This window comes from Streptomyces sp. NPDC040622 (assembly GCF_055593965.1).
In genome coordinates, this window is sequence record NZ_JBVIXD010000001.1 from 806,687 (window position 1) to 830,054 (window position 23,368).

Genomic DNA, 23,368 nt, shown 5'->3' on the forward strand with positions numbered 1-23,368 from the left:
GGCCGGGTGGCACGGCGACTAAGGTCTGTGCAATGTCTACAAACAGGCACCCCGTCACGGGCGCGCCCACCGAGGCGTTCGGCTGGCTCGACGAGCAGGCGCGGCTGCGCGCCGACGCCGGACTCGTCCGGACCCTGCGCCCGCGCCCCGCCGACGCGGACGGCCTCCTCGACCTGGCGGGCAACGACTACCTGGGCCTGACCCGGCACCCCGAGGTCACCGAGGGCGCGGCCGTCGCGGCCCGGCGCTGGGGCGGTGGCGCCACGGGATCGCGGCTGGTCACCGGCTCCACCGAGCTGCACGCCGAACTGGAGCGCGAACTCGCCGAGTTCTGCGGCTTCGAGGCGGCGCTCGTCTTCTCCTCCGGCTACGCGGCGAACCTCGCGGCCGTCACCGCGCTCGCCCCGCACGGCTCGCTCATCGTCTCCGACGCGGGCAACCACGCGTCCTTGATCGACGGCTGCCGGCTGGCGCGCGGGTCGACGCAGGTGGTGCCGCACGCCGACCCGGAGGCGGTGCGCAAGACGCTGGACGGCCACGGCGGCCCTGCCGTCGTGGTGTCCGACTCGGTGTTCTCGGTGGACGGCGACATGGCGCCGCTGGCCGGCCTGGCCGCGGTCTGCCGGGAGGCCGGCGCCGGGCTGATCGTCGACGACGCCCACGGTCTCGGCGTGCTCGGCGACGGTGGCCGGGGCGCCCCGTACGCCGCGGGGCTCGCGGGCGCGGACGACACCGTGGTCACCCTCACCCTCTCCAAGTCCCTCGGCAGCCAGGGCGGCGCCGTACTCGGCCCCGCCAAGGTCATCGCGCACCTGGTGAACGCGGCCCGCACCTTCATCTTCGACACGGGGCTCGCACCGGCCGCGGCCGGTGCCGCCCTCGCGGCCCTGCGCCTGCTGCGCCGCGAACCCGAACGCGCCGCACGGGCCCGTGCGGTCGCGGGCGAGCTGCACCGACGCCTCACGGCCGAAGGCCTCGCGGCGGTACGGCCCGACGCCGCCGTCGTCTCCGTGCGCGCGCCGTCGCCGGAGCGGGCCGTGCGGTGGGCAGCCGACTGCCGGGCCGAGGGTCTTGCCGTGGGCTGTTTCCGACCGCCCTCGGTGCCGGACGGGGTGTCGCGGCTGCGGCTGACCGCCCGTGCGGATCTCACCGACGAACAGATCGCCGGTGCCGTACGGGTGATCAGCCGCAGTGCACCTCGGTGAACGACCGGCCCGTGCGGGGCCGGCAGCCGCTCACCGGATGCTGTTGACGAACGACTCCCAGGGGCCGGGGGAGAACAGCAGGGCGGGCCCTGCGGTGTTCTTCGAGTCACGCACGGCACGCAGGCCGGTCAGCGGACCCGAGTCGAGTGTGGCGGTCTCGACACAGTTGTTCATTCCGTTGCTGTAGTTGCTGCGCTGCCACCGCGCACCGTGAAGTGTCGTGCTGGAAGGTACGTACCGAGGCATTGCGGTCATGGTGCCTCCTTACGCGCCGTCGCTTGGCCCGGCGATGAAATTCGTTGAATCCTCGGGTGAAAGCGCCTGTACCTGAAGGGAGTTGAAGGCCTCCGTGTACGCCTGGAGGTCTTCTTTCCGTTCGAGGTAGAGGCTACTCGTCAAATGGTCGAGAACAACCAGATCCAGATCAGCAATGTTCGGAAATGAAAAAATAACGAAAGGACCGATCAGTCCCACATGCTCACCCGCGGCGAAGGGAAGCACCTGAAGCCGGACATGAGGCAACTGGGACACCTCCCGCAACCTGGCCAACTGCCCCGCGAAGACCCGCGCCCCGCCCACCGGGCGCCGCAGCACCGCCTCGTCCATGACCACGCTGAGGCGCAGCGGCGGATCCGCGCGCAGTACGTCCTGCCGGGCCAGGCGCACCTCCACCAGCGCGTCGACCTGCTTCTCGGGCAGCCCGCCGAGCGCGGCCCGGGTCACCGCACGCGCGTAATCGGGAGTCTGCAGCAGCCCGGGGACCACGGAGCTCTCCAGCGTGCGCACCCAGCTCGCCTGCGACTCCAGACTGATGAAGTCCCGGTAGGCGGGCGGCAGCAGATCGTTGTAGGCCTTCCACCAGTGGTGGCGCCCGGTGCCGGGATCGTCGGCGCCGGCGAACGCGATCAGCAGCTCGCCGAGCTGGGGGTCCTTCACCTCGTACGCCGCGAGCAGCAGCCGCACGTCGGTGGCCTTCACGCCGCTGCGGCCCGTCTCGATCCGGCTCACCTTGGACTGGTGCCAGCCCACCTTCGCCGCGGCCTCACTGCTGGTCAGCCCGGCCCGGTCGCGCAGCGCGCGCAGTTCGGCGCCGAGCTGGCGGCGGCGCACCGCGGGGCCGTACTGCATGCCCGACTCCTTCCGGACGGAGCCGCCGGATTTCCCGGCGGCAGGGCGGGGGCAGTAGGCGACAGTAGAGGAAGGACCAGTGTCTCGCCCAAATACGGTCTGCCGTAGCAGAGTTCACCGCTTCGAGCGACAGATATATGCACATCTCGGTGGATCGCCACGCGTGACCGGCCAAGGAGTGGCAGGCTGGCGCGAAGCACCAGTCCGGGACTGTCCTCGAGTCATCCGCCGAGAGTCGGAGACCGGTCCCGGTGGGAAAGGGACAGCGTCGCCATGGCAGACCTTCAGGAAGCCTCCGTCACCCTGCCGAGCGATCCTGCCTCGGTCCCCGCGGCCCGGAAATACGTCTTGCGCGTGCTCTCGGAGTGGGGCCTGCCCGGGGACGCCGAGGTGACCGACACGATCAGGCTGATCGTCTCCGAACTCGCCACCAACGCCGTGCAGCACACCCTGGGCCAGTCGCCCACCTTCACCGTGGACGTCGAGCTCGACCGGGACGAACAGCTGCGGATCGGGGTCACCGACAGCCATCCGCGCTACCCCAAGCGGCTGCCCGCCGCCGTCCAGCAGGACAACGGCCGAGGGATGGTGATCATCCGCTGGCTGACGGCGGAGTGCGGCGGCCGGCTCTCGGTCAGCCCCACCGACGAGGGCGGCAAGACCGTGTGGATCGCGCTGCCGTGGAAGGCGCCCGTCCGGCGCAGGCACCGCGACGCCGCCCACTGACCGGCCCGCGGCCGCTCGACGGCGTGGCGGCCGCCGGTCAGACCGCGTTCGCCGAGCGCCCGAAGGCCCCGCGCAGCAGCGCCCTGAAGGAGTCCGCGGCGGCGCCCGACTCTCCGGTGCGGTGCACGACGGAGATGGTGCGCCGCAGGTCGCCGGGTTCCAGGAGACGCATTCCGACCGGCGTCGCGGCGGTACGGGCCACCATCTCCGGCACGACGGCGACGCCGAGACCCGCGCTGACCAGCGCGCAGACCAGGGCGTAGCCCGGCGTCTCGACCAGCACCGCGGGTGTCGCCCCGGCCCGTGCGAGGGCTCGCTCCACGGCGTGCCGGGGCGGGTGTTCCGGGGCCATGCTGATCAGCGGCTGCCCGGCGAGAGAGGCGAGCGGCAGCCGTGACGTGCCGCTGGTGAGGGCGTGCCCCGGCTGGGTCACCAGGACCAGTTCCTCGACCAGGACGGGCTCGGCCGACACGGTGGCGGGCAGCGGCACCGGGTCGGCGGGCTCATACGTGTGGGTGAGGGCCAGGTCGACGTCGCCGGCCGCCACGGCCGCGACGCCGAGCGGCGGTTCGTGCGTCGTCACCGTCAACTCGACGTCGGGGTGGGTCCTGCGGAACGACGACAGCACAGGGGGCAGCAGATGGATGCCGGCCGTCTGGAAGGTGCTCACGCGCAGCCGCCCGCCGGAGAGCCCGGTGAGGCGGGCCAGTTCGTGCCGGGCCCGTTCCATCTCGTCGAGCACCCGGCGGGCGTGGCCCAGGAGGAGTTCGCCCGCGCCGGTCAGCCGGGCCCCGCGGTGGTGGCGGACGAGCAGGGAGGTGCCCGCCTCCCGCTCCAGCTTGGCCAGCTGCTGCGAGAGCGCGGGGACGGTGTAGCCGAGCCGTTCGGCTGCCCGGGTGATCGAACCCGCCTCGGAGACCGCGACGAGTGCGGCGAGCCGCGTGGGGTCGTACATGGCCACTCCCTAAACGCCTGCTTAAGGCAGACCCAGGATATTCCACATACCTGCTGAAGGCCCGCTGCGGGCAGTCTTGGCGCATGGACGCACAACTGGTCGCCTTCACCGGTGTCGCCGCGGGCATGGTCGCCGTGCCGGGCGCCGACTTCACCGTCGTCGTACGCAACGCCCTGGTCTCGCGGCGGGCCGGCATCGCCTGCGCCGTCGGCGTCGCGGGCGGGCTTCTGGTGCACACCGCGCTGGCGGTCGCGGGCGTCGCCGCGGTGCTCGCGGCCGTGCCCGCGCTCTTCCGGGCGCTGCAGATCGTCGGGGCCGGGTACGTGCTCTACCTCGCGTTCCGCGCGCTGCGTTCGGCGGCCCGGCCCCGTGCCCCGGAGGGGGAAGGGCCGGCCGTGCGCGGCGGCGGCCTGCGCGAGGGCTTCCTGACCAACGCCCTGAACCCCAAGGCGTCGATCACGTTCCTGAGCGTGCTGCCGCAGTTCGTGCCCGACGGGAGCCCCGCGATGCCCAGGACGCTGTTGCTCGCGGCGATCGTGGTGGCGTTCGCCCTGCTGTGGTTCCCGGTGGTGGCGCTCCTGGTGGACCGGCTCGGCACGTGGCTGCGCAGGCCGCGTACCGCCCGCGCCGTCGAGGCCGTCACCGGCACCGCGCTCGCCGCGCTGGGCCTGGTGCTCCTCCTCGAGCCGCTCCTGGTCTGAGTCCGCCGTGCGCACGGTCGGCGCGCGCGGGCCCCGGCACCTTGTCGGTGCCCGGCGCGCGCCGACCGCCCGGCGGCGGCAGGGTCAGCGGACCCGGCCGTACCAGACGCTCTTGGACCAGATCTTCTCCAGGCGGACCACGGCCCCGGTCTTGGGGGCGTGCCAGATGCGGTTGTTACCCGCGTAGATCCCGACGTGGTACACGTTCCGGCCGGAGTGGAAGAACACCAGGTCGCCGCGGGTCCGCTGGGACCTGGAGATGTGCTTGGTCTTGTTGTACTGGGCGCCGGCGGTGCGGGGCAGCTTCTTGCCCGTCTTCTTGAACGAGTAGAGCGTCAGCCCCGAGCAGTCGAACCGGTTGGGGCCCGCGGCGCCGTAGCGGTACGCGGAGCCCTTCTTGGACGCCGCGACGCCCAGCGCCTTCGTCCCGTGGGTGGCCGCCTCGGCCTGTGACGTGAGCCCGGGGGCCACGACGGTGCCGCCAACGACGGCGAGCGTGAGGACCGATGCGGCGCCGGTCCTGGTGAGCAGCGACGGAACGTGATTCAGCGCGGTCATGCGCAACCCTTCGTCAGCCGCCTGTGAAAGATGACCTGTCGGGTTCGGGCAGGCGAAGATGCCCGGCCGCGTGGTGCTCTGCGGCTTCACCCCAAGGGCGTCGCCCGGACTGTCCGGACGGGCCCGTCGTACCTGGGTCCTCCACTCCTGCCGTTGCACAGATGTCGACCGGTCATCCGGGTGGCGGCAGGACTCGGCGTCCGCCCGGACCGCCCCGCCGCTGTGGCGGGGGCTTGTCGTCGGAAGGGATCTTGACCCGAGATGGGCTCGAAAACCGAGCCGAAACGGCGTTTTGTGAGGCTCCTCACGACTGACCTGTTCAGGTGGACAGTGCCGAATTGGGGTCGCGGCCCCCGGGTCTGACGACGGCTCGACCAGCAGCGGAATGCCTGATTCCGCCCGAGTCGTGCGCGCTCCGCGCAAGTTGCGACCGTGCGGTTACGGACTCCTGGCTACGCCGTCCGAGGTAGCCCGACTGGTCCGTTTCGAAGGGGGCCCGGACGTTTCGGTGGCGGGAACCGGGCGGCCGGGGGGGCGGGGAGAGTGGTGAAGGGGCGGCGCGGGAGTATTCAGGTGCCCGGTGGGGGCGGCACGGCGACGCGCCCGGTCCGGCGTTCGCCGTCGAGGACACGCAACGCCCGGGCGAGCGTGGGCGCGTGCACCTCGCTCTCGCCCCGCCGGTGCATCAGGGCGAGGGCGTCCCGCAGCGCGGTCGCCCGGCCGACCAGGGCCTGAGCGGCGCGGAGCCCGCCGTAGGTGTGCTCCGCGCGGGCCGGATTGATGCGGCCGAGCAGGTCGACGACGTCGAGATAGCGGTCGATCAGCTCGGCCTCGGCCCGTGTGAGGGCCGGCAGGGGCGGCAGTTCGGGCGGCGGCATCGGCGGGTCACCTCGGATCGCGCGCGGCGAGCGAGGACTTGCGGCTCGGGATGATCCGGTCGACGAGCCCGTACTCCAGCGCCGCGGGAGCGTCGAGGATCTTGTCCCGCTCGATGTCCGCGGTGATCCGCTCCGTGCTCCGCCCGGTGTGCCGTGCGAGCAGTTCCTCCAGGAGCTGCCGGGTGCGCAGGATCTCGTCGGCCTGGATCGCCAGGTCGGAGGCCTGGCCCTGGATCGGCTCGGCGACCGCGGGCTGGTGGATCAGCACGCGCGCGCCGGGCAGCGCGAACCGCTTGCCGGGGGTGCCCGCGGCGAGCAGCACGGCGGCGGCCGACGCGGCCTGGCCGAGACAGATCGTCTCCACGTCGCAGCTGACGAACCGCATGGTGTCGTAGATCGCGGTCATCGCGCTGAACGAGCCGCCGGGGGAGTTGATGTACAGCGAGATGTCGCGGTCCGGCGCCTGGTACTCGAGGTGCATGAACTGCGCCATCACGTCGTTCGCCGAGGTGTCGTCGACGGGGGTGCCGAGGAAGACGATCCGCTCTTCCAGGAGCTTGGAGTACGGATCCATCGTCCGCGCCCCCGAACTGGTGCGTTCGGTGAACTGGGGCAGGACGTAGCGGGCGGACGGACGGTTCATGGCACGCCTCTCTTCTCCCGGTCGCGGTGCGGTCGGGGCTCTGTAAAAAATGTACAGTACGTACGTCCTGTACGGAGAAAGGGCGGGTGGGGGAGAGTGGGAAGGTGACTCGCCGGGGTGCCGCCGCTCTTCCCGCAGGCCGGCCCTCCTCCTCTCGGACGCGGAAGGGCGCTGTGCGGCGCGGGCGTTGGTCCACCCCGACACCTGGCGGCCCGTCGAGTGGGTGGAGCTGATCTCCGGCGCGGCGGGGGAGCGGGTGATGGCCGTGCACGACCACGCGCCGGTCTCGATCTGCCGTTCTAGGGCCGCGAACGCCCGCGCGGCGGAGTCGGGCACTTGGGCCCGCCCGGACTGCCGGGCACCTGGACCCGCCCGGCCTGCCGGGTGCCGGGCCCCGCCTCTGCCGTGCTCGCCGCGCGGTCCCGCCGCGCGCGCCGCGCCCGGCAGGTGCTCTTCCGCAGCACCACGGCCGACAACCGCGCCTTGCGCTCGAGCGGTCCGCTCCCCTCGGGCTCGCCCCGCTCGGGTGGATCTGGACGGTGCGCCGAATGTCCTCGCGTCAGCGGCGAGCCGCGACTCGCAGGGATCGCGCGTCCCCGTGGCATCACGCGTCCCCGTGGCATCACGCCTCCCCGCAGCTTGTGAGAGGTGCCGTTTAAGCTGGGTGCATGGCCTACGAGATTCCGGTGACGCAAGCCCGCGCAGAGCTCGCCGAGCTGATCAACCGCGTCGTGTACGGCGGGGAGCGGGTCGTCGTCACCCGGCACGGCAAGCCGCTCGTGGCGCTGGTCTCCGCGGCCGATCTCGAACGCCTGGCGGAGCTCGACGCCGCGGCGGAGCGGACGGTCAGCACTGTCACGTCCCTTGGCTCCTCACCGGCCGCGGCGCCGGCGGAGCGGCAGCGGTTCGGCATCGCGGCCGAGCACCGAGGGCCGAACGCGACGTAGCGGCGCGGGTGTTGACGATCGTGTGACGGATTGGGTGCGCCGCTTGCCCTGTTGAGCGCCCTTTTTGTGCTGGTTCATCCGCATGGAAACCCACTGGCCCCTCGACGGGTTCCTGCCGATCCGCCGCAGGGCGGAAACATTTTGCCGTAGGGCGGAATCCCGGCGTCTGGGGGCTCCAGGGAACCGTCAGGTATCGCTCAGCTCTGCAGACGGTCATGGATCAGTCAACGGCTGGTTAACCTCGTTGAAACTCCTCCCAACTACCCTCCCGTGCCACGCCACCAGCGGATTCTCTATCCGGGGTGCGCAAGATCGCGCACCTTCGCTGTGTGTTACATCTATATCCGTCGCGGTGGCCGCGGCAGCCGGACCCCGCACGGTTCGGAGCGAGGACTGTGAGGTGGGACGCGTGCAACTGACCCCGCACGAGCAGGAGAGACTGCTCATCCATGTGGCCGCGGATGTGGCCGAGAAGCGAAGGGCGCGGGGGCTGATGCTCAACCACCCCGAGGCGATCGCCCTCATCACCTCGCACATCCTCGAGGGAGCCAGGGACGGCCGCACCGTCGCCGAGCTCATGTCCTCGGGGCGCAAGGTGCTCACCCGCGACGACGTCATGCAGGGCATCCCGGAAATGATCCACGACGTCCAGGTCGAGGCCACCTTCCCGGACGGTACGAAGCTCGTCACCGTCCACGAGCCGATCGTCTGACGGGAGTTCGCGCCTCATGCATGCCGCAACGCACGGCACGGGTCAGGGGATGATCCCCGGAGAGATCCTCTTCGCGGACGAGTCCATCCCCTTCAACGAAGGGCGCGAGGTCACCCGCCTCACCGTCCTCAACGCCGCCGACCGCCCGGTCCAGGTCGGCTCCCACTACCACTTCGGCGAGGCCAACCCGGGTCTGGACTTCGACCGAGGCGCCGCGCACGGAAAGCGGCTCAACGTCGCCGCGGGAACCGCCGTGCGCTTCGAGCCCGGAATCCCCGTCGACGTCGAACTCGTCCCGCTGGCCGGCCGGCGCATCGTGCCCGGTCTGCGCGGCGAGACCGGAGGTGCCCTCGATGCCTGAGCTGTCCCGTGCCGCGTACGCCGATCTCTTCGGCCCCACCACCGGTGACCGGATCAGGCTCGCCGACACCGACCTCCTGATCGAGATCGAGGAGGACCGCTCGGGCGGCCCCGGGCGCTCCGGCGACGAGGCCGTGTTCGGCGGCGGCAAGGTCATCCGCGAGTCGATGGGCCAGGCCCGCACCACGCGCGCCGAAGGTGCCCCGGACACCGTCATCACCGGCGCGGTGATCATCGATCACTGGGGGATCGTCAAGGCCGACATAGGCATACGGGACGGCCGCGTCACCGGCATCGGCAAGTCCGGCAACCCGGACACGATGGACGGCGTCCACCCCGACCTCGTCATCGGCCCCGAGACCGAGGTCATCGCGGGCAACGGCAAGATCCTCACCGCGGGCGGCATCGACACCCACATCCACTTCATCTCGCCGACCATCGTCGACGAGGCGCTGGCCTCGGGCGTCACCACCCTCTTCGGCGGCGGCACGGGACCCGCCGAGGGCAGCAAGGCGACGACGATCACGCCGGGCGCGTGGCACCTGTCCCGGATGTTCGCCGCGCTGGAGTCCAGCCCGGTCAACATCGGGTTCCTCGGCAAGGGCAACACCGTCAACGCGGAGTCGATGCACGCGCAGCTCAGGGCCGGCGCCGTCAGCTTCAAGATCCACGAGGACTGGGGCGCGACGCCCGCCACCATCGACGCCTGCCTGAACGTCTGCGAGGAGACCGGCGCCCAGCTCGCCGTCCACACGGACACGCTGAACGAGGCGGGCTTCATCGACGCCACCTTCGACGCGGTCGCGGGCCGCACCCTGCACGCCTTCCACGTCGAGGGCGCGGGCGGCGGACACGCACCCGACATGATCACGGCGGTCTCGCTGCCCAACATGCTGCCGAGCTCCACCAATCCGACCCGGCCGCACACCGTCAACACCGTCGAGGAACACCTCGACATGCTGATGGTCTGTCACCACCTGAACCCGGCCGTCCCCGAGGACCTCGCCTTCGCCGAGTCCCGCATCCGGCCCACCACGATCGGGGCGGAGGACATCCTCCACGACCTCGGCGCCATCTCGATCATGTCCTCGGACTCCCAGGCGATGGGACGCATCGGCGAGGTCGTCATGCGGACGTGGCAGACCGCGCACGTGATGAAGCGGCGCCGCGGTCTCCTGCCGGGGGACGTCCGAGCCGACAACCTCCGCGCGCGTCGCTATGTCGCCAAGTACACGATCAACGCGGCCGTCGCCCAGGGCATCGACCACGAGATCGGCTCGGTCGAGTCCGGCAAGCTCGCCGACCTCGTGCTGTGGGAACCCGCGTTCTTCGGCGTCAAGCCGCAGGTCGTCCTCAAGGGCGGGCAGATCGCGTACGCGCAGATGGGCGACGCCAACGCGTCCATCCCGACCCCGCAGCCGGTCCTGCCGCGCCGCATGTTCGGGGCCCATGGCAGGGCCCCGGCGCTCAACTCCCTCAACTTCGTCACCCAGTCGGCGCTGGACGACGGCCTTCCGGAGCGCCTCGGCCTGGACAAGCCCTTCGTGCCGATCCGCTCCACGCGAGGCCGCAGCAAGGCGGACATGCGCGAGAACAGCGCGCTGCCCCGCGTCGAGGTCGCCCCCGACAGCTTCGCCGTCACCATCGACGGCGAACTCGTCGAGCCGTCGCCCGCCGCCGAGCTGCCGCTCGCGCAGCGATACTTCCTCTTCTGACGGCCCGACGATCCAGGCGACGGTTTCCATGTCCAGAGCAGCACTTCTCGTCCTGGCCGACGGCCGCTTCCCGGCCGGCGGGCACGCGCACTCCGGCGGGGCGGAGGCGGCCGTCAAGGCGGGCCGCGTCACCGGCGCGGCGAGCCTCGAGGCCTTCTGCCGGGGGCGGCTGCACACCTCCGGGCTCGTGTCGGCCGCGCTGGCGGCCGCCGCGGCCCTGGGCGTCGACCCGGTCGCCCTGGACGAGGCGGCGGACGCCCGCACGCCCTCTCCCGCCCTGCGCACCGCCGCACGGCGGCTCGGCCGGCAGATGATGCGGGCCGCCCGCGCCACCTGGCCCCACCCCGAACTCGACGCGCTCGCCCGGCAGTACCCCAAGGGCGCCCACCAGCCCGTCGTCCTCGGACTCGCCGCCCGCGCCGCCGGGCTCGGCCCCGAGGACGCCGCGTACTGCTCGGCGTACGAAGGGATCAGCGGACCGGCGACCGCCACCGTGCGGCTGCTCAGCCTCGACCCCTTCGACGCCACCGCGGTCCTGGCCCGGCTCGCCCCGGACGTCGACCACGTGGCACTCCGGGCGGCCGACGCGGCGAGACGCGCCGTCGAGGAGGGGGCCGACGTGCTGCCGGCGGCCTCCGCGCCACTTCTGGAGATCAGCGCGGAGGCGCACGCGGCCTGGCCGGTCCGGCTCTTCGCGTCCTAGCGAACGCCGGTCCCTCCTTCGGGGCGAACCCCCGTACCACCCCGCCCGGGACCCTGACCCGGCCCCGGGCTCACGACTCATCGGATTGGAGCTGCACCCATGCACCTCGACCACTCCCACGACGGCCCCGCCGCCGTCAGCGCCGACGCCCACCGGCCCGACGGCAGCCGCCGCGCCCTGCGCATCGGACTCGGCGGACCGGTCGGCTCCGGCAAGACCGCGACCGTCGCCGCGCTCTGCCGCGAGCTGCGCGAGGAGCTCTCCCTCGCCGTCGTCACCAACGACATCTACACCCGTGAGGACGCCGAGTTCCTGCTGCGCGAGGCCGTCCTGCCGCCCGAGCGCATCACCGCGGTGGAGACCGGCGCCTGCCCGCACACGGCGATCCGCGACGACATCTCCGCCAACCTGGAGGCCGTGGAGGACCTGGAGGACGAGGTCGGCCCGCTCGACCTGATCCTCGTCGAGTCCGGCGGCGACAACCTCACCGCCACCTTCTCCAAGGGCCTCGTCGACGCGCAGATCTTCGTCATCGACGTCGCGGGCGGCGACGACATCCCGCGCAAGGGCGGCCCGGGCGTCTCCACGGCCGACCTGCTCGTCGTCAACAAGACCGACCTCGCCCCGCACGTGGGATCCGACCTCGCGAGGATGGCCGCCGACGCCAAGGCGCAGCGCGCCGAACTCCCCGTCGCCTTCCAGTCGTTGCGGTCCGGCGAGGGTGTGGGACCGGTCGCCGCATGGGTGCGGCAGCAGTACGCCGGATGGACCGCGTCGGCGTGACGGTGGACCTGGCGCAGCGGACGGCCGCCCTGCCCAGCGGCCCCGAGCGGTCCGCCCCCCGGACCGGCGGCGCGGGCATCCGCGCCACCGCCCGCGTCGAGGCGCGCGCCGACGGCCGAGGCGGCACCTCCCTGCCCGTCCTGGACGGCGACGGTCCGCTCGCCCTGCGCCGCACCCGCTCCACGGGGTCCGCGGCCCGCGTCACCCTGGTCGGCGCGATGAGCGGCCCCCTCGGCGGCGACCACCTCGCCGTCGAGGCCACGGCTCACCCCGGTGCGGCGCTGCACATCGCCTCGGCGGCGGCCACGATCGCGCTGCCCGGTCAGACGGAACCGACGGCGCGCTACGACGTGTCCCTCACCGTCGCCGACGACGCCGAACTGCACTGGCTGCCGGAACAGCTGATCTCCGTACGCGACAGCGACCTGCGCGTCACCACGCGCGCCGACCTCGCCGTCGGCGCCCGCCTGGTCCTGCGCGAGGAGCAGGTCCTCGGCCGCACGGGCGAGGACCCGGGCCGCCTCACCAGTCGCCTCACCGTGCGCCGCGCGGGCCGGCTCCTCCTGGACCAGGAGCTGGCCTGCGGTCCCGGCGCCCCCGGTGGCTGGGACGGACCCGCGGTGCTCGCCGGGCACCGGGCAGTTGGGCAACTCGTGGTCGTACGACCGGAGTACGAGCAGCGCAAGCCTGAGCCGGCGCCGCTCGGCGCATGGGCCGCGCTCACCCCGCTCGCGGGGCCGGGCGTCCTGATCACGGCCGTCGCCCCCGACGCCCTCCTGGTGCGCAAGGCACTCGACGAGGCGCTGCGCAGGCTGGACGGCCCGGCCGCCGAGCGGTGACGACCGCCCGTTCGGAGGCGTTGTCACGCGGTCAGACACTCACCCGCGGCTGGATCGAGGACCAGCCGCGGGTACGGTCATGCGTCGACGTGCGCGGTGAGAGCCGGCGCGCACGGCATCCGGGCGCCACCCGTGCGGCCAGACCGCTGGGCGCGTGACCTTCGCCGCTCCGCGCGGCCGACGAGCATTGTGGGCCTCAGCTCGGCCTTATGCACGGTGGCCTCGGTGACGCTCGCCCTGATGAGCCGTCAGGTACCTTGCGTCGCCCGCCAGGCCGGTACGGCCATGCCGGCGGCTGGAAAGTCGCCTGTCCATAAGCCTCCCCCGCGCAGAGGCTCTCCCCGCACCCGAGGGGCGGCACAGCAGGTCGTCAACTCGGGTGTCCGGCAAGCGCGTTGTCGATGCCGCCCGCGTGTGCGACCTGTTCGCATTGCGTATGTCGACCATCGCTCAACGGATCATATCCGGCCAACATCCAGTCAAAAGCTGACATGTACTGGTTGAAATGGCACGCTTCCCCGCAACACGCTGCACGTACAGCCACACGCTGCACACCCGCATCGCGTCCTTTCTGCTCCGGGCGGCCTTCCATGCCTCCCGGGCCCCCACAGATGGAGCCCGCGTGACCTCTGACATATCCCGTAAGCGTTCGACGCTCGCGATCGCCACCGCTGTCGCCGCCGGCGCGCTGCTCGCCGCCGGACTGACCACCGGCGCCTCCGCCCAGCCGGACAACGACACCGAGCCGTCCGGCTCCCCGGTGGCCCTCTCGGCGTCGGTCCGCGCGGACCTCCTCCAGGACGCGAGCGCCGAGAGATCGGCGACCGCCGAGCGGATCGGCCTCGGCGCCAAGGAGAAGCTGGTCGTCCGCGACGTCGTCAAGGACCGGGACGGCACCACGCACACCCGCTACGAGCGCACCTACGACGGTCTGCCCGTCCTCGGCGGCGACCTCGTCGTGCACACCGCCAAGAGCGGCGAGCTGAAGGGCGTCACGAAGGCGACCGACGCCACCGTGAAGGTCGCCTCCACGGAGGCGAAGCTCGCCAAGGGCTCGGTCGCCGAGTCCGCCGAGTCGACCGCCGCGAAGGCGAAGACCGCCAAGGCCGACGCGCAGTCGCCCCGCAAGGTGATCTGGGCCGCCTCCGGCAAGCCCGTCCTCGCGTACGAGACCGTCGTCACCGGCGTGCAGAAGGACGGCACGCCCAGCAGGCTCCACGTCATCACGGACGCCGCGACCGGCAAGAAGCTGTACCAGTACCAGGCCATCGAGAACGGCACCGGCAACAGCCAGTACAGCGGCAAGGTCACGATCGGCTCCAAGAAGGTCACGAGCGGCTACGAGCTGACCGACAAGGCACGGGGCGGCCACCGCACCTTCGACCTGAAGCACGCGCAGAGCGGCACCGGCAAGCTCTTCAAGGACGCCAACGACGTCTGGGGCAACGGCAAGCCGTCGAGCGCGCAGACCGCCGCCGTCGACGCCGCCTACGGCGCCCAGCTCACCTGGGACTACTACAAGTCCGTGCACGGCCGCACCGGCATCAACGGCGACGGCAAGGGCGCGACCTCCCGGGTCCACTACGGCAACGGCTACGTCAACGCCTTCTGGGACGACAGCTGCTTCTGCATGACGTACGGCGACGGCGAGGGCGACAAGAAGCCGCTCACCTCGATCGACGTCGCGGCCCACGAGATGTCGCACGGCGTCACCTCGGCGACCGGCAACATGGAGTACAGCGGCGAGTCCGGCGGCCTCAACGAGGCCACCTCCGACATCTTCGCCGCTGCCGTGGAGTTCAAGGCCAAGAACCCCAAGGACGTCGGCGACTACCTCGTCGGTGAGAAGATCGACATCAACGGCGACGGCTCCCCGCTGCGCTACATGGACAAGCCCTCCAAGGACGGCGGCTCCCTGGACAAGTGGAGCGCCAACGCCGGGAACGTCGACGTCCACTACTCCTCGGGCATCGCCAACCACTTCTTCTACCTGCTGTCCGAGGGCAGCGGCAAGAAGCGGATCAACGGCGTCGACTACAACTCGCCGACCGCCGACGGCTCCAAGGTGCTGGGCATCGGCCGCGGCAAGGCCGAGAAGATCTGGTACAAGGCCCTGACGACGTACTTCACGTCGACCACCAACTACAAGGCGGCCCGTAAGGGCACGCTGAGCGCCGCGAAGGACCTGTACGGCGCGAATTCCACCGAGTACAAGCGCGTGGCCGCCGCCTGGACCGGCGTCAACGTCAAGTAAATCGCCTGTCGGTAACGTAAGGGGCGGTGTCCGCAACGGACGCCGCCCCTTACGCGTTCCCCTCTCCTCGGCCGGCCGTGCTTTGAGCCGCCGACGCAGGCTCTCGGACCGGCCGGGAGGCGGTGTTCCTTGCCGGTTGAGGATCTGCTCGACCTTCTCGTTGGGACGGCCGTACCGGGGGAGTCACTGGTCAGTACCGGGCCCGTGGGGCCCCTGAATCCGACAGGCGCAGACCGCTCACCGGAGCCCCCCGCACCGTTTATCGGAATGGTAAAGAACGTCCGCCCCATCTGTCCGCGGCCACCCCGCAGGCGCAAGGATCCCCCGTACTGATCGAATTTTCTCGAATCGATGTGCGGGAGGCCTCACTTGAGAAGGACCCCAGGGAACAGAGGGACGGCGGTGCTCGGATCCGCGGGCGCCCTCGTCGCGGCGACACTGATAGCCGGTGCCGTCGTGGCGCCGACGGCGAACGCCGACGGCAGGACCGGCGCGCGGGCCGATCGGAGCGGCGTCTCCGCGGCTCCTTCCGCCAAGGACCGTGAGGCCCGCGGCGCCGAACTCGCCGCGCGGCGTGCCGCGAAGGCCGGCGTCGACTGGCGCGACTGCCCCGCCGACTGGGGTCTGGAGAAGCCGATCCAGTGCGGGTGGGTCACCGTGCCGCTCGACTACGCCAAGCCGGACGGCAAGAAGATCAAGCTGGCCGTCGACCGGATCGGGAACACCGGCGGCACGGGGGAGCGGCAGGGCTCGCTCCTCTACAACCCCGGCGGCCCCGGCGCCTCCGGTCTGCGCTTCCCGCGCCGCGTCGTCACCCAGAGCAAGCTGTGGGAGAAGACCGCGAAGGCCTACGACTTCGTGGGCTTCGAGCCGCGCGGCGTCGGCCACTCCGCACCGGTCTCCTGCGTGGACCCGCAGGAGTTCGTCAAGGCTCCCAAGCTCGATCCGATCCCCGGCAGCGAGGCCGACAAGCGCGCCCAGCGCAAGCTCGCCGCCGAGTACGCGGACGGCTGCCAGGAGCGCAGCGGCGACCTCCTCCCGCACATGACGACGTTCAACACCGCCCGCGACCTGGACGTCATCCGCGCCGCGCTCGGCGAGAAGAAGCTCAACTTCCTCGGCGTCTCCTACGGCACCTATCTGGGCGCCGTCTACAGCAACCTCTTCCCGAAGCACGTGCGCCGCATGGTCTTCGACTCCGTGGTCAACCCGCGCACCGACAAGATCTGGTACGAGGTCAACCTGGACCAGGACGTGGCCTTCGAGAAGCGCCTCATCGACTGGATGACGTGGGTCGCGAAAAACGACGCGGCCTTCCACCTCGGCGACACCTACGGCAAGGTCCGCGCCCAGTGGGACAAGCTGCGCGCCACCGCGAAGAGGCAGCCGCTCGACGGCGTCGTCGGCCCGGCCGAGCTGCACTCCTACTTCCAGAACGCGCCGTACTACGACTCCTACTGGGTCGAGATCGCCACGAACTGGAGCAAGTACGTCGCCGGCGACCCGAAGCCGCTCGTCGAGGCCGCGAGCCCCGACCTGTCCGACACCGCGGGCAACATCGCCCAGGAGAACGGCAACGCGGTCTACACGGCCGTCGAGTGCGCCGATGCCAAGTGGCCGCGCAGCTGGAAGAAGTGGGACCGCGACAACACCCGCATCCACCGGACCAGCCCGTTCTTCACGTGGGGCAACGCCTGGATGAACCTGCCGTGCGCGACCTGGTCGAGCAAGCAGCAGCGCCCGCTGGACATCCGCACCCACAAGGGCCTGCCCACGACACTGATCGTCCAGTCGACCCGTGACGCGGCCACGCCGTACCCGGGCGCCGTCGAACTGCACAAGCGGCTCAAGGGCTCCCGCATGGTCACGGAGAAGGGCGCCGGTTCGCACGGCATCACCAACATCGCCAACCCGTGCCTGAACGACCGCGTCGACACGTACCTGTTGACCGGCAAGGTGGACGCCTCCGACGTGACGTGCGGGCCGCACGCCACCCCGAAGCCGTAACCCCCGACGGGCCGGCCGCCATCGGTGGACACCCGGTGGCGGCCGACCGGTCGCGCGGCCCCACCTCCGCCGGCCGGCCGGTCGGACATGTTCCGCCGCATAGCCGAAGAGCCAGGCGTGGTGCTCGGCCGGTACCCGGTCCAGGCGCACCGCGCGCACGCCATAGGGCCATCGCTCGTCGCGGCCACCTCTCGAGGAAGGACCGTCACCGCCCAGCCGTCCTAGGCCAGGGCCCGCACCGCGGCGGTCGAGGCCCCCGGCCCGACGGTCAGCTGAGCGGCATCCTCGGGAACTTCCGCTGGGCCTTGGCGCGCTCCGCCGCCCGTTCCGCCTCCTCCGCCTTCACGACGGCCGCGTACTTGTCGACGTACTCCTGGCCGGAGAGCCCGAGGATCGCGTACATGATCTCGTCGGTGACGGCCCGCAGGACCGCCTTCTCGTCGTCCATGCCGACGTAGCGCGTGAAGTCGAGCGGTTCGCCGAAGCGGATCGTGACGCGCTTGAGGTTGGGCACCTTCTGGCCGGGCGGCTGCGCCTCGAACGTGCCGATCATGGCGCACGGGACCACCGGCACCTGGGCCTTGAGCGCCATCGCGGCGACGCCGACCTTGCCCTTGTAGAGCCGCCCGTCGTGCGAGCGGGTGCCCTCCGGATAGATTCCGAGCAGCTCACCCTTGTGCAGGACCCCCAGGCCCTCGCGGATCGCGGCCTGGCCCGCCTCCTTGCCCGACCGGTCCACCGGAATCTGACCCGCGCTGCGGAAGAACGCGGCCGTCAGCCGGCCCTTGATGCCGGGGCCGGTGAAGTACTCGGCCTTCGCGAGGAAGGTGATGCGGCGCCTGATGATCGCGGGCATCAGGAAGTGGTCGGAGAACGACAGGTGATTGCCCGCGACGATCGCCGCGCCGTGGTCCGGCACGTGTTCCAGGCCCTCGATTCTGGGCCGGAACATCAGCCGGAGCAGCGGTCCGAGGATCACGTGCTTGAGCAGTAGGTAGAACATGGCTGCCGCCTTCCCCGTGGTCGCGGTGCCGACGCACAGTAGCCAATCGACGGCGCGTACGCGAGAGCCCGTTCGGACCGTTGCGTGCGGCCGGGCGGGGGAGTGACCGGCGCGGCGGCTCGACGCGCGGCGCCGGGGAAGGGTGCCCTGGCCTCTGCCGGGCGTCCCCGACGCCACAGAACGTCACCGTCGGCGTCCCGCGAGGCGTCGCGTCCCCGGAGGTCTTCCATGCGCCCGTCCACCGTCGCGGCCGCCGCCCTGATCGCCCTCGGCGCGGCCGTACCCGCCCAAGCGGCCCAGGGGATTCCCGCCCCCGGACAGGGGGTCTTCCTGACCGTGTCGGGCGCCGACAACACCTGGATCCGCGGCGTCGAGCTGCACTGCGAGCCGATGGCCTCCGGGCCCCATCCGCAGGCGGTCAAGGCCTGTGAGGCGCTTGCCCTGGCGGACGGCGACTTCGACCGGCTCGCCGAGGACCCGCATGCGTGCACCAAGGAGTACGAGCCCGTCAAAGTGCGTGCGAAGGGCACGTACCGGGGCCGCACGGTCGACTGGCACAAGACGTATCCGAACGTCTGCACCATGGACGCGGAGACCGGCTACGTCTTCCGCTTCTGACCGGACCGCTGGCCGGGCGGCAGGCGGGACGCCGAACGCGTGAGGGCCTCCCGACGAGGCCCTCAGGGGGTGCTGCGCGACAGCACCATCGCCAGCGTGATCAGGCCGAGCACCACCCAGCCGAACCACAACCAGCCGTTGCTTCCGAGGGCCGCCGTGTAGGCCGTCACCATGACAAGGCCCCCGATGGTGAACCCACCCATGGTCTTCGTGGAACCGGGCATCGCTCAGCCTCCTCCCGGCAGCCTCCGGCGCTGGTGCGCCGAGACCGCGGTCCTGGGTCCATCGTCACCCGGGAAGGGCCCCGCGCGCTAGCGTCCGCGAGCGGCCAGTGAGGCCAGATAGGCGTTGTACTCCTCCAGCTCCTTGTCCCCGTCGCGGTCCGCGGCACGGTCCTTGCGCCGTGCCTCGCGGTCCTCGGAGCGCCGCCACTGGAAGAGCAGGGCCACCAGGACCACCACCGACGGGATCTCGCTGAAGGCCCAGGCGATGCCGCCCGCGGCCTCCTGGTCGGAGAGCGCGTCGATGCCCAGCGAGGCCGGCGGGTGCATGTAGGTGCCGATCATCGGCTGGGTCGCCATCATCAGGGCGATGCCGAAGAACGCGTGGAACGGCATGCCCGCGAACAGCTCCAGCATCCGGAAGATGTGGCCGGGCCGGTGCGGCCCCGGGTCGACGCCCATGATCGGCCAGAAGAAGACCAGGCCGACGGCGAGGAAGTGGACCATCATCCCGATGTGGCCCGCCTTGGAGCCCATCAGGGTGTCGAAGATCGGCGTGAAGTAGAGCGCGTACAGGCTCGCGATGAACAGCGGGATCGTGAACGCGGGATGCGTGATGATCTTGATGTACCGGCTCTGCAGCAGCCAGAGCAGCCACTCGCGCGGGCCCTTGTGGCCGCGCGCCGCCACCGGCAGTGCCCGCAGCGCCAGCGTGATCGGCGCGCCGAGCAGCAGCAGGATCGGCGACAGCATGCTGATCACCATGTGCTGCACCATGTGCACGCTGAACATGACCATGCCGTAGTCGTTGAGCTTGGTGCACATCACGAGCAGCACGGTCAGGACGCCGATCACGAACGAGACCGTGCGGCCCACCGGCCACTTGTCACCGCGCCGCACGAGCCGGGCCACTCCCCACCCGTACAGGGCGAGGGCCACCAGGCAGCCGATGAGGAAGAAGGGGTCGGCCGAGAGTTCCAGGCCTCGCCCCAGCGTGAACGGCGGCAGATCCATGTTCATGCCGTGCCCGCTGTGATCCATCCAGTGGCTCCTGATTCGTGCGGATTGTGCGACGTGTGTCCGCACCAGAGTAGAACTGCCCCCGGTCGCGGACACGACCGGGGGCAGTTAGTCCAGCAGGTGTCTACAGCACGCACTCCGCCTCGGCGTACCGCTCCTCGGGCACGGTCTTCAGCGTCTCCACGGCCTCGGCCAGCGGCACCATCGTGATGTCCGTGCCGCGCAGCGCCGTCATCCGGCCGAACTCGCCGCGGTGCACGGCCTCCACGGCGTGCCAGCCGAAGCGCGTCGCGAGCACGCGGTCGTACGCGGTGGGGGTGCCGCCGCGCTGGACGTGCCCGAGGATGACCGGCCGCGCCTCCTTGCCGAGGCGCTGCTCCAGTTCGAGGGAGAGCTGCCGGGCGATGCCGGCGAACCGCTCGTGGCCGTAGACGTCCTTGCCGCCCACGTCGAACTCCATGGAGCCCTCACGGGGCTTGGCGCCCTCGGCGGCGACGACGATCGCGAACTTCTTGCCCGCCGAGAAGCGTTCGCCGACCTTGCGCGCCAGCTCCTCGATGTCGAAGGGGCGCTCGGGGACGACGATGGCGTGCGCGCCCGCGGCCATGCCCGAGTGCAGGGCGATCCAGCCGGTGTGCCGGCCCATGACCTCGACGATGAGCACGCGCTGGTGGGACTCGGCGGTGGTCTTGAGGCGGTCGAGGGCCTCGGTCGCGACGCCGACGGCCGTGTCGAAACCGAAGGTGACGTCCGTGACCGCGATGTCGTTGTCGATGGTCTTGGGGACGCCGACGATGGGCAGTCCCGCGTCGGAGAGGAGCCGGGCCGCCTTGAGGGTGCCCTCGCCGCCGATCGGGATGATCGCGTCGAGGCCGAGCTCGGCGACGTGGCCCTTGGCACGCTCCACGCCGTCCCGCAGGTGCGCGGGCTGGACGCGCGAGGAGCCGAGAATCGTTCCGCCGCGGGCGAGGATGCCGCCCACCGCGTCGAGGTCCAGCTTGCGGTAGTCGCATTCCAGGAGGCCTTTCCAGCCGTCGTGGAAGCCGATGACCTCGTCGCCGTGGTCCACCACCGCGCGGTGCACGACGGAACGGATGACGGCGTTCAGGCCGGGGCAGTCGCCGCCGGAGGTCAGGACACCAATGCGCATTGCCCGGAATACCTTTGCAACGTGGGTCGATGACCGGACCACGTCGTCCGGCTGGATCCCCGCCACCCTATAGGCGCCGGGGGGCGGGGCCGCATCAGGCGTCCGAGGGCTGGACGGCCCCGCTCACATGTGCGGGCGGGGCGTCAGGCGGGCTCTGCTGCCGGGGTGTGCCGGGCGTTACGCGGGCTGCTGGGCGGAGGCGATGCGCTCGGCGCGCAGCGCCTCGTACCACCGGTCGTCCGTCGGCGGCAGCGCGTTCACATCGAGGGCCAGCTTGAGGAGCAGGTCCGCGATGAGCGGGTTGCGGGCGAGGACCGGGCCGTGCATGTACGTCCCGAACACCGTGCCGTTGAACGCGCCCTCGGTGCCGTCGCCCGTGCCGTTGCCCCGGCCGAGCGTCACGCGGGCGAACGGCCGCGCGGCCGGGCCGATGTGCGTGATGCCCTGGTGGTTCTCGAAGCCGGTCAGCGGCGGCAGGCCGAGCTGCGGGTCGATGTCGCCGAGCACGTCACCGACGCACCGCTCGCCCTCGCCGCGGGTGGAGATCACGTCGAGCAGGCCGAGGCCCGGCTCGCGCTGGCCGAGGTCGTTGATGAACTCGTTGCCGAGGATCTGGTAGCCGGCGCAGACCGAGAAGACGATCGCGCCGTTGCCCACGGCGCGCTGCAGACCGCCGTCGCGGCGCAGCCGCTCGGCCGCCAGGCGCTGCGGACGGTCCTCGCCGCCACCGATGAGGTAGATGTCGCCGGAGGTGGGCACCGGCTGGTCGCTGCGCACGTCGTAGCGCTCGACCTGGAGGCCGCGCTGGCGCGCGCGGCGCTCCACGACCAGGGCGTTGCCCTGGTCTCCGTACGTGCTGAGCAGGTCGGGGTAGACCCACACCAGCCGCAGGCTGTTGTCACTCATGCTCATTCGTCCCTACGAAGGTCTCGAGGTGCCGGTGGGGTCAGTTGCCGACGCGGCGGCGCAGGTCCTGGAACGCGGTGTAGTTCGCGATCGTCTCGATGCGTCCCGGCGGGGCGAGCTGGACCGCCTCGTCGACGGTCTCGCAGACCCGGAAGTCCAGATTCGCGACCTCCAGGCGCACGGCCAGGTCCAGCTTGCGGTCGCCGAGCACGAAGATCGGGTGACCGGAGAGCCGGGTGTAGTCGACGTCCCAGAGCCAGGAGGTGTCGGTGCCGTCCGCGCCGCGGGCGTTCACGGAGAGGATGACCGGGGTGGGCGGCGGGTCGATCAGCGAAAACGTTTCGAGCCAGCCCGCCGGGTTCTTCGCGAGGAGCAGACGCAGGTCACGGCCCTGGAACTGGACGACGTCATAGCGTCCGGCGACGGCCTGCACCTGGTACATGCGCTCCAGGGCGACCTGCGGGGGCACGCCGAACACGGCGGCGACGGCTGCCGAGGAGGCCGCGTTGGCCCGGTTCGCGCGGCCGGGCAGCTGGAGGTGGATCGGCCAGGCGGAGCCGTGCGGGTCCAGGACGTGGTCGCCGGAGAGCACCCAGCTGGGCGCCGGACGGCGGAAGCCGCACTCGCCGCAGAACCAGTCGTCACCGGGGCGCTGCATGACGCCACCGCAGGACGGGCACGACCAGGCGTCGTCCTTCCACTCCTGCCCCGCGGCCACCCACACCACGTTCGGCGAGGAGGAGGCCGCCCAGACGACCAGCGGGTCGTCGGCGTTGGCGATGACGACGGCCTTGGAACCGGCCAGCCCCTCGCGCCACTTCTCGGCGAGCATGCGGGTCTCGGCGGCGCGGTCCAGCTGGTCGCGCGAGAGGTTCAGCAGCGCGATGGCCTTGGGGGAGACGTCGCGGGCGACGCCCGAGAGGTACTTCTCGTCGACCTCGATCACGCCGTACCGGGCGTCGGAGCCGCCGGCGAGCGCCGAGGTGATCCCCGCGGGCATGTTCGCACCGAGCGCGTTCGAGACGACCGGGCCGCTGGCCCGCAGCGCCTCGGCGATCAGACGCGTGGTGGTCGTCTTGCCGTTGGTGGCCGACACGAGGACTACGTCCAGGTGCGTGGCGAGCCGTCCGAGCAGCTCGGGGTCGAGCCTCAGTGCGACCTTGCCGCCGATCACCGATCCGCTGCCGCGGCCCGCCGCGCGCGACACCGCCGCGGCCGCCTTGCCCGCCGTCACGGCCAGCTTGGCCCGCGGCGACAGCGGGTCCGTGTTGCCTGACATCTGTCGAGATCCTCCTTGCGTACGGCGCCGCGCCTGCCCCCGGCATCGTTTCGCTGC

25 protein-coding genes and 1 riboswitch are annotated in these 23,368 nt (G+C 71.5%); of the genes, 13 read left to right on the forward strand and 12 right to left on the reverse strand.

Going from position 1 to position 23,368, the window contains the following annotated elements; all coding sequences use genetic code 11:
- Nucleotides 1-32 precede the first annotated feature (32 nt).
- Entirely contained in the window at nucleotides 33-1,205 is a 1,173-nt protein-coding gene (locus ACZ592_RS03520) for an 8-amino-7-oxononanoate synthase (RefSeq protein WP_471579819.1), read from the forward strand.
- A gap of 30 nt (nucleotides 1,206-1,235) precedes the next feature.
- On the opposite strand, the gene ACZ592_RS03525 is transcribed toward ACZ592_RS03520, so the two are convergent.
- Nucleotides 1,236-1,460, reverse strand: a complete 225-nt coding sequence (locus ACZ592_RS03525) for a DUF397 domain-containing protein (protein ID WP_471579820.1) — start codon at nucleotides 1,458-1,460, stop codon at nucleotides 1,236-1,238.
- A gap of 9 nt (nucleotides 1,461-1,469) precedes the next feature.
- Nucleotides 1,470-2,333 (reverse strand): helix-turn-helix domain-containing protein, encoded by an 864-nt coding sequence (locus ACZ592_RS03530; RefSeq protein WP_471579821.1) that lies wholly within the window; start codon nucleotides 2,331-2,333, stop codon nucleotides 1,470-1,472.
- 273 nt (nucleotides 2,334-2,606) lie between these two features.
- Here ACZ592_RS03530 and ACZ592_RS03535 point away from each other — a divergent pair, with 273 nt between their 5' ends.
- Nucleotides 2,607-3,059, forward strand: a complete 453-nt coding sequence (locus tag ACZ592_RS03535) for an ATP-binding protein (RefSeq protein WP_471579822.1) — start codon at nucleotides 2,607-2,609, stop codon at nucleotides 3,057-3,059.
- 37 nt (nucleotides 3,060-3,096) lie between these two features.
- Here the strand turns inward: ACZ592_RS03535 and ACZ592_RS03540 are convergent, their stop codons facing one another.
- On the reverse strand, nucleotides 3,097-4,014 hold the full coding sequence (locus ACZ592_RS03540; RefSeq protein ID WP_471579823.1) for a LysR family transcriptional regulator: 918 nt from the start codon (nucleotides 4,012-4,014) through the stop codon (nucleotides 3,097-3,099).
- Nucleotides 4,015-4,097: 83 nt separating this feature from the next.
- On the opposite strand from ACZ592_RS03540, the gene ACZ592_RS03545 reads away from it, so the two are divergent.
- The gene (locus ACZ592_RS03545; protein ID WP_471579824.1) at nucleotides 4,098-4,715 is read left to right on the forward strand and encodes a LysE family translocator; all 618 of its coding nucleotides are present in this window, start codon (nucleotides 4,098-4,100) and stop codon (nucleotides 4,713-4,715) included.
- A gap of 84 nt (nucleotides 4,716-4,799) precedes the next feature.
- Here ACZ592_RS03545 and ACZ592_RS03550 read toward each other — a convergent pair whose 3' ends face one another.
- The 3 genes from ACZ592_RS03550 to ACZ592_RS03560 form a co-directional block, all read right to left on the reverse strand.
- Complete coding sequence (locus ACZ592_RS03550; protein WP_471579825.1) at nucleotides 4,800-5,273, reverse strand: C40 family peptidase; 474 nt, start codon at nucleotides 5,271-5,273, stop codon at nucleotides 4,800-4,802.
- A gap of 3 nt (nucleotides 5,274-5,276) precedes the next feature.
- Nucleotides 5,277-5,453, reverse strand: a riboswitch (cyclic di-AMP (ydaO/yuaA leader).
- 389 nt (nucleotides 5,454-5,842) lie between these two features.
- Entirely contained in the window at nucleotides 5,843-6,151 is a 309-nt protein-coding gene (locus ACZ592_RS03555; RefSeq protein WP_471579826.1) for a hypothetical protein, read from the reverse strand.
- Between the two features lie 7 nt (nucleotides 6,152-6,158).
- Nucleotides 6,159-6,794: an ATP-dependent Clp protease proteolytic subunit gene (locus ACZ592_RS03560; RefSeq protein ID WP_471579827.1), complete on the reverse strand. Its 636-nt coding sequence runs from the start codon at nucleotides 6,792-6,794 to the stop codon at nucleotides 6,159-6,161.
- A gap of 668 nt (nucleotides 6,795-7,462) precedes the next feature.
- Here ACZ592_RS03560 and ACZ592_RS03565 point away from each other — a divergent pair.
- From ACZ592_RS03565 to ACZ592_RS03605, 9 genes are all read left to right on the forward strand, one after another.
- Complete coding sequence (locus tag ACZ592_RS03565; RefSeq protein ID WP_471579828.1) at nucleotides 7,463-7,741, forward strand: type II toxin-antitoxin system Phd/YefM family antitoxin; 279 nt, start codon at nucleotides 7,463-7,465, stop codon at nucleotides 7,739-7,741.
- A 409-nt stretch (nucleotides 7,742-8,150) separates the two neighbouring features.
- On the forward strand, nucleotides 8,151-8,453 hold the full coding sequence (locus tag ACZ592_RS03570; RefSeq protein ID WP_471579829.1) for an urease subunit gamma: 303 nt from the start codon (nucleotides 8,151-8,153) through the stop codon (nucleotides 8,451-8,453).
- A 49-nt stretch (nucleotides 8,454-8,502) separates the two neighbouring features.
- On the forward strand, nucleotides 8,503-8,814 hold the full coding sequence (locus tag ACZ592_RS03575) for an urease subunit beta (protein WP_471580004.1): 312 nt from the start codon (nucleotides 8,503-8,505) through the stop codon (nucleotides 8,812-8,814).
- Nucleotides 8,807-10,528 carry an urease subunit alpha gene (locus ACZ592_RS03580; RefSeq protein ID WP_471579830.1) on the forward strand — a complete coding sequence of 574 codons (1,722 nt, stop codon included), beginning with the start codon at nucleotides 8,807-8,809 and terminating at the stop codon, nucleotides 10,526-10,528. Before ACZ592_RS03575 ends, ACZ592_RS03580 begins: the two co-directional genes overlap by 8 nt.
- A 28-nt stretch (nucleotides 10,529-10,556) precedes the next feature.
- Nucleotides 10,557-11,231 (forward strand): urease accessory protein UreF, encoded by a 675-nt coding sequence (locus ACZ592_RS03585; protein WP_471579831.1) that lies wholly within the window; start codon nucleotides 10,557-10,559, stop codon nucleotides 11,229-11,231.
- A 99-nt stretch (nucleotides 11,232-11,330) separates the two neighbouring features.
- On the forward strand, nucleotides 11,331-12,014 hold the full coding sequence (gene ureG / locus ACZ592_RS03590) for an urease accessory protein UreG (protein WP_471579832.1): 684 nt from the start codon (nucleotides 11,331-11,333) through the stop codon (nucleotides 12,012-12,014).
- Entirely contained in the window at nucleotides 11,972-12,853 is an 882-nt protein-coding gene (locus ACZ592_RS03595; protein ID WP_471579833.1) for an urease accessory protein UreD, read from the forward strand. The genes ureG and ACZ592_RS03595 overlap by 43 nt, the downstream gene beginning before the upstream one ends.
- Nucleotides 12,854-13,475: 622 nt before the next feature.
- On the forward strand, nucleotides 13,476-15,107 hold the full coding sequence (locus ACZ592_RS03600) for a M4 family metallopeptidase (protein ID WP_471579834.1): 1,632 nt from the start codon (nucleotides 13,476-13,478) through the stop codon (nucleotides 15,105-15,107).
- Between the two features lie 351 nt (nucleotides 15,108-15,458).
- A complete protein-coding gene (locus ACZ592_RS03605; protein ID WP_471579835.1) occupies nucleotides 15,459-17,114 on the forward strand; it encodes an alpha/beta hydrolase in 1,656 nt (551 codons plus the stop codon).
- A gap of 268 nt (nucleotides 17,115-17,382) precedes the next feature.
- On the opposite strand, the gene ACZ592_RS03610 is transcribed toward ACZ592_RS03605, so the two are convergent.
- Nucleotides 17,383-18,117, reverse strand: coding sequence for a lysophospholipid acyltransferase family protein (locus ACZ592_RS03610; protein ID WP_471579836.1), 735 nt, complete (start codon nucleotides 18,115-18,117; stop codon nucleotides 17,383-17,385).
- Between the two features lie 228 nt (nucleotides 18,118-18,345).
- Here ACZ592_RS03610 and ACZ592_RS03615 point away from each other — a divergent pair, with 228 nt between their 5' ends.
- Nucleotides 18,346-18,735, forward strand: coding sequence for an SSI family serine proteinase inhibitor (locus tag ACZ592_RS03615; protein ID WP_471579837.1), 390 nt, complete (start codon nucleotides 18,346-18,348; stop codon nucleotides 18,733-18,735).
- A 62-nt stretch (nucleotides 18,736-18,797) separates the two neighbouring features.
- On the opposite strand, the gene ACZ592_RS03620 is transcribed toward ACZ592_RS03615, so the two are convergent.
- The 5 genes from ACZ592_RS03620 to ACZ592_RS03640 all read right to left on the reverse strand — a co-directional run bounded on the left by ACZ592_RS03620 (nucleotide 18,798) and on the right by ACZ592_RS03640 (nucleotide 23,311).
- Nucleotides 18,798-18,959: a hypothetical protein gene (locus ACZ592_RS03620; RefSeq protein WP_471579838.1), complete on the reverse strand. Its 162-nt coding sequence runs from the start codon at nucleotides 18,957-18,959 to the stop codon at nucleotides 18,798-18,800.
- Nucleotides 18,960-19,046: 87 nt separating this feature from the next.
- The gene (locus ACZ592_RS03625; RefSeq protein ID WP_471579839.1) at nucleotides 19,047-19,997 is read right to left on the reverse strand and encodes a cytochrome c oxidase assembly protein; all 951 of its coding nucleotides are present in this window, start codon (nucleotides 19,995-19,997) and stop codon (nucleotides 19,047-19,049) included.
- A gap of 103 nt (nucleotides 19,998-20,100) precedes the next feature.
- Nucleotides 20,101-21,126: a 6-phosphofructokinase gene (locus tag ACZ592_RS03630; RefSeq protein ID WP_471579840.1), complete on the reverse strand. Its 1,026-nt coding sequence runs from the start codon at nucleotides 21,124-21,126 to the stop codon at nucleotides 20,101-20,103.
- Nucleotides 21,127-21,303: 177 nt separating this feature from the next.
- A complete protein-coding gene (locus ACZ592_RS03635; RefSeq protein WP_471579841.1) occupies nucleotides 21,304-22,032 on the reverse strand; it encodes a type 1 glutamine amidotransferase in 729 nt (242 codons plus the stop codon).
- Between the two features lie 40 nt (nucleotides 22,033-22,072).
- Complete coding sequence (locus ACZ592_RS03640; protein ID WP_471579842.1) at nucleotides 22,073-23,311, reverse strand: DUF1727 domain-containing protein; 1,239 nt, start codon at nucleotides 23,309-23,311, stop codon at nucleotides 22,073-22,075.
- Nucleotides 23,312-23,368: the final 57 nt, after the last annotated feature.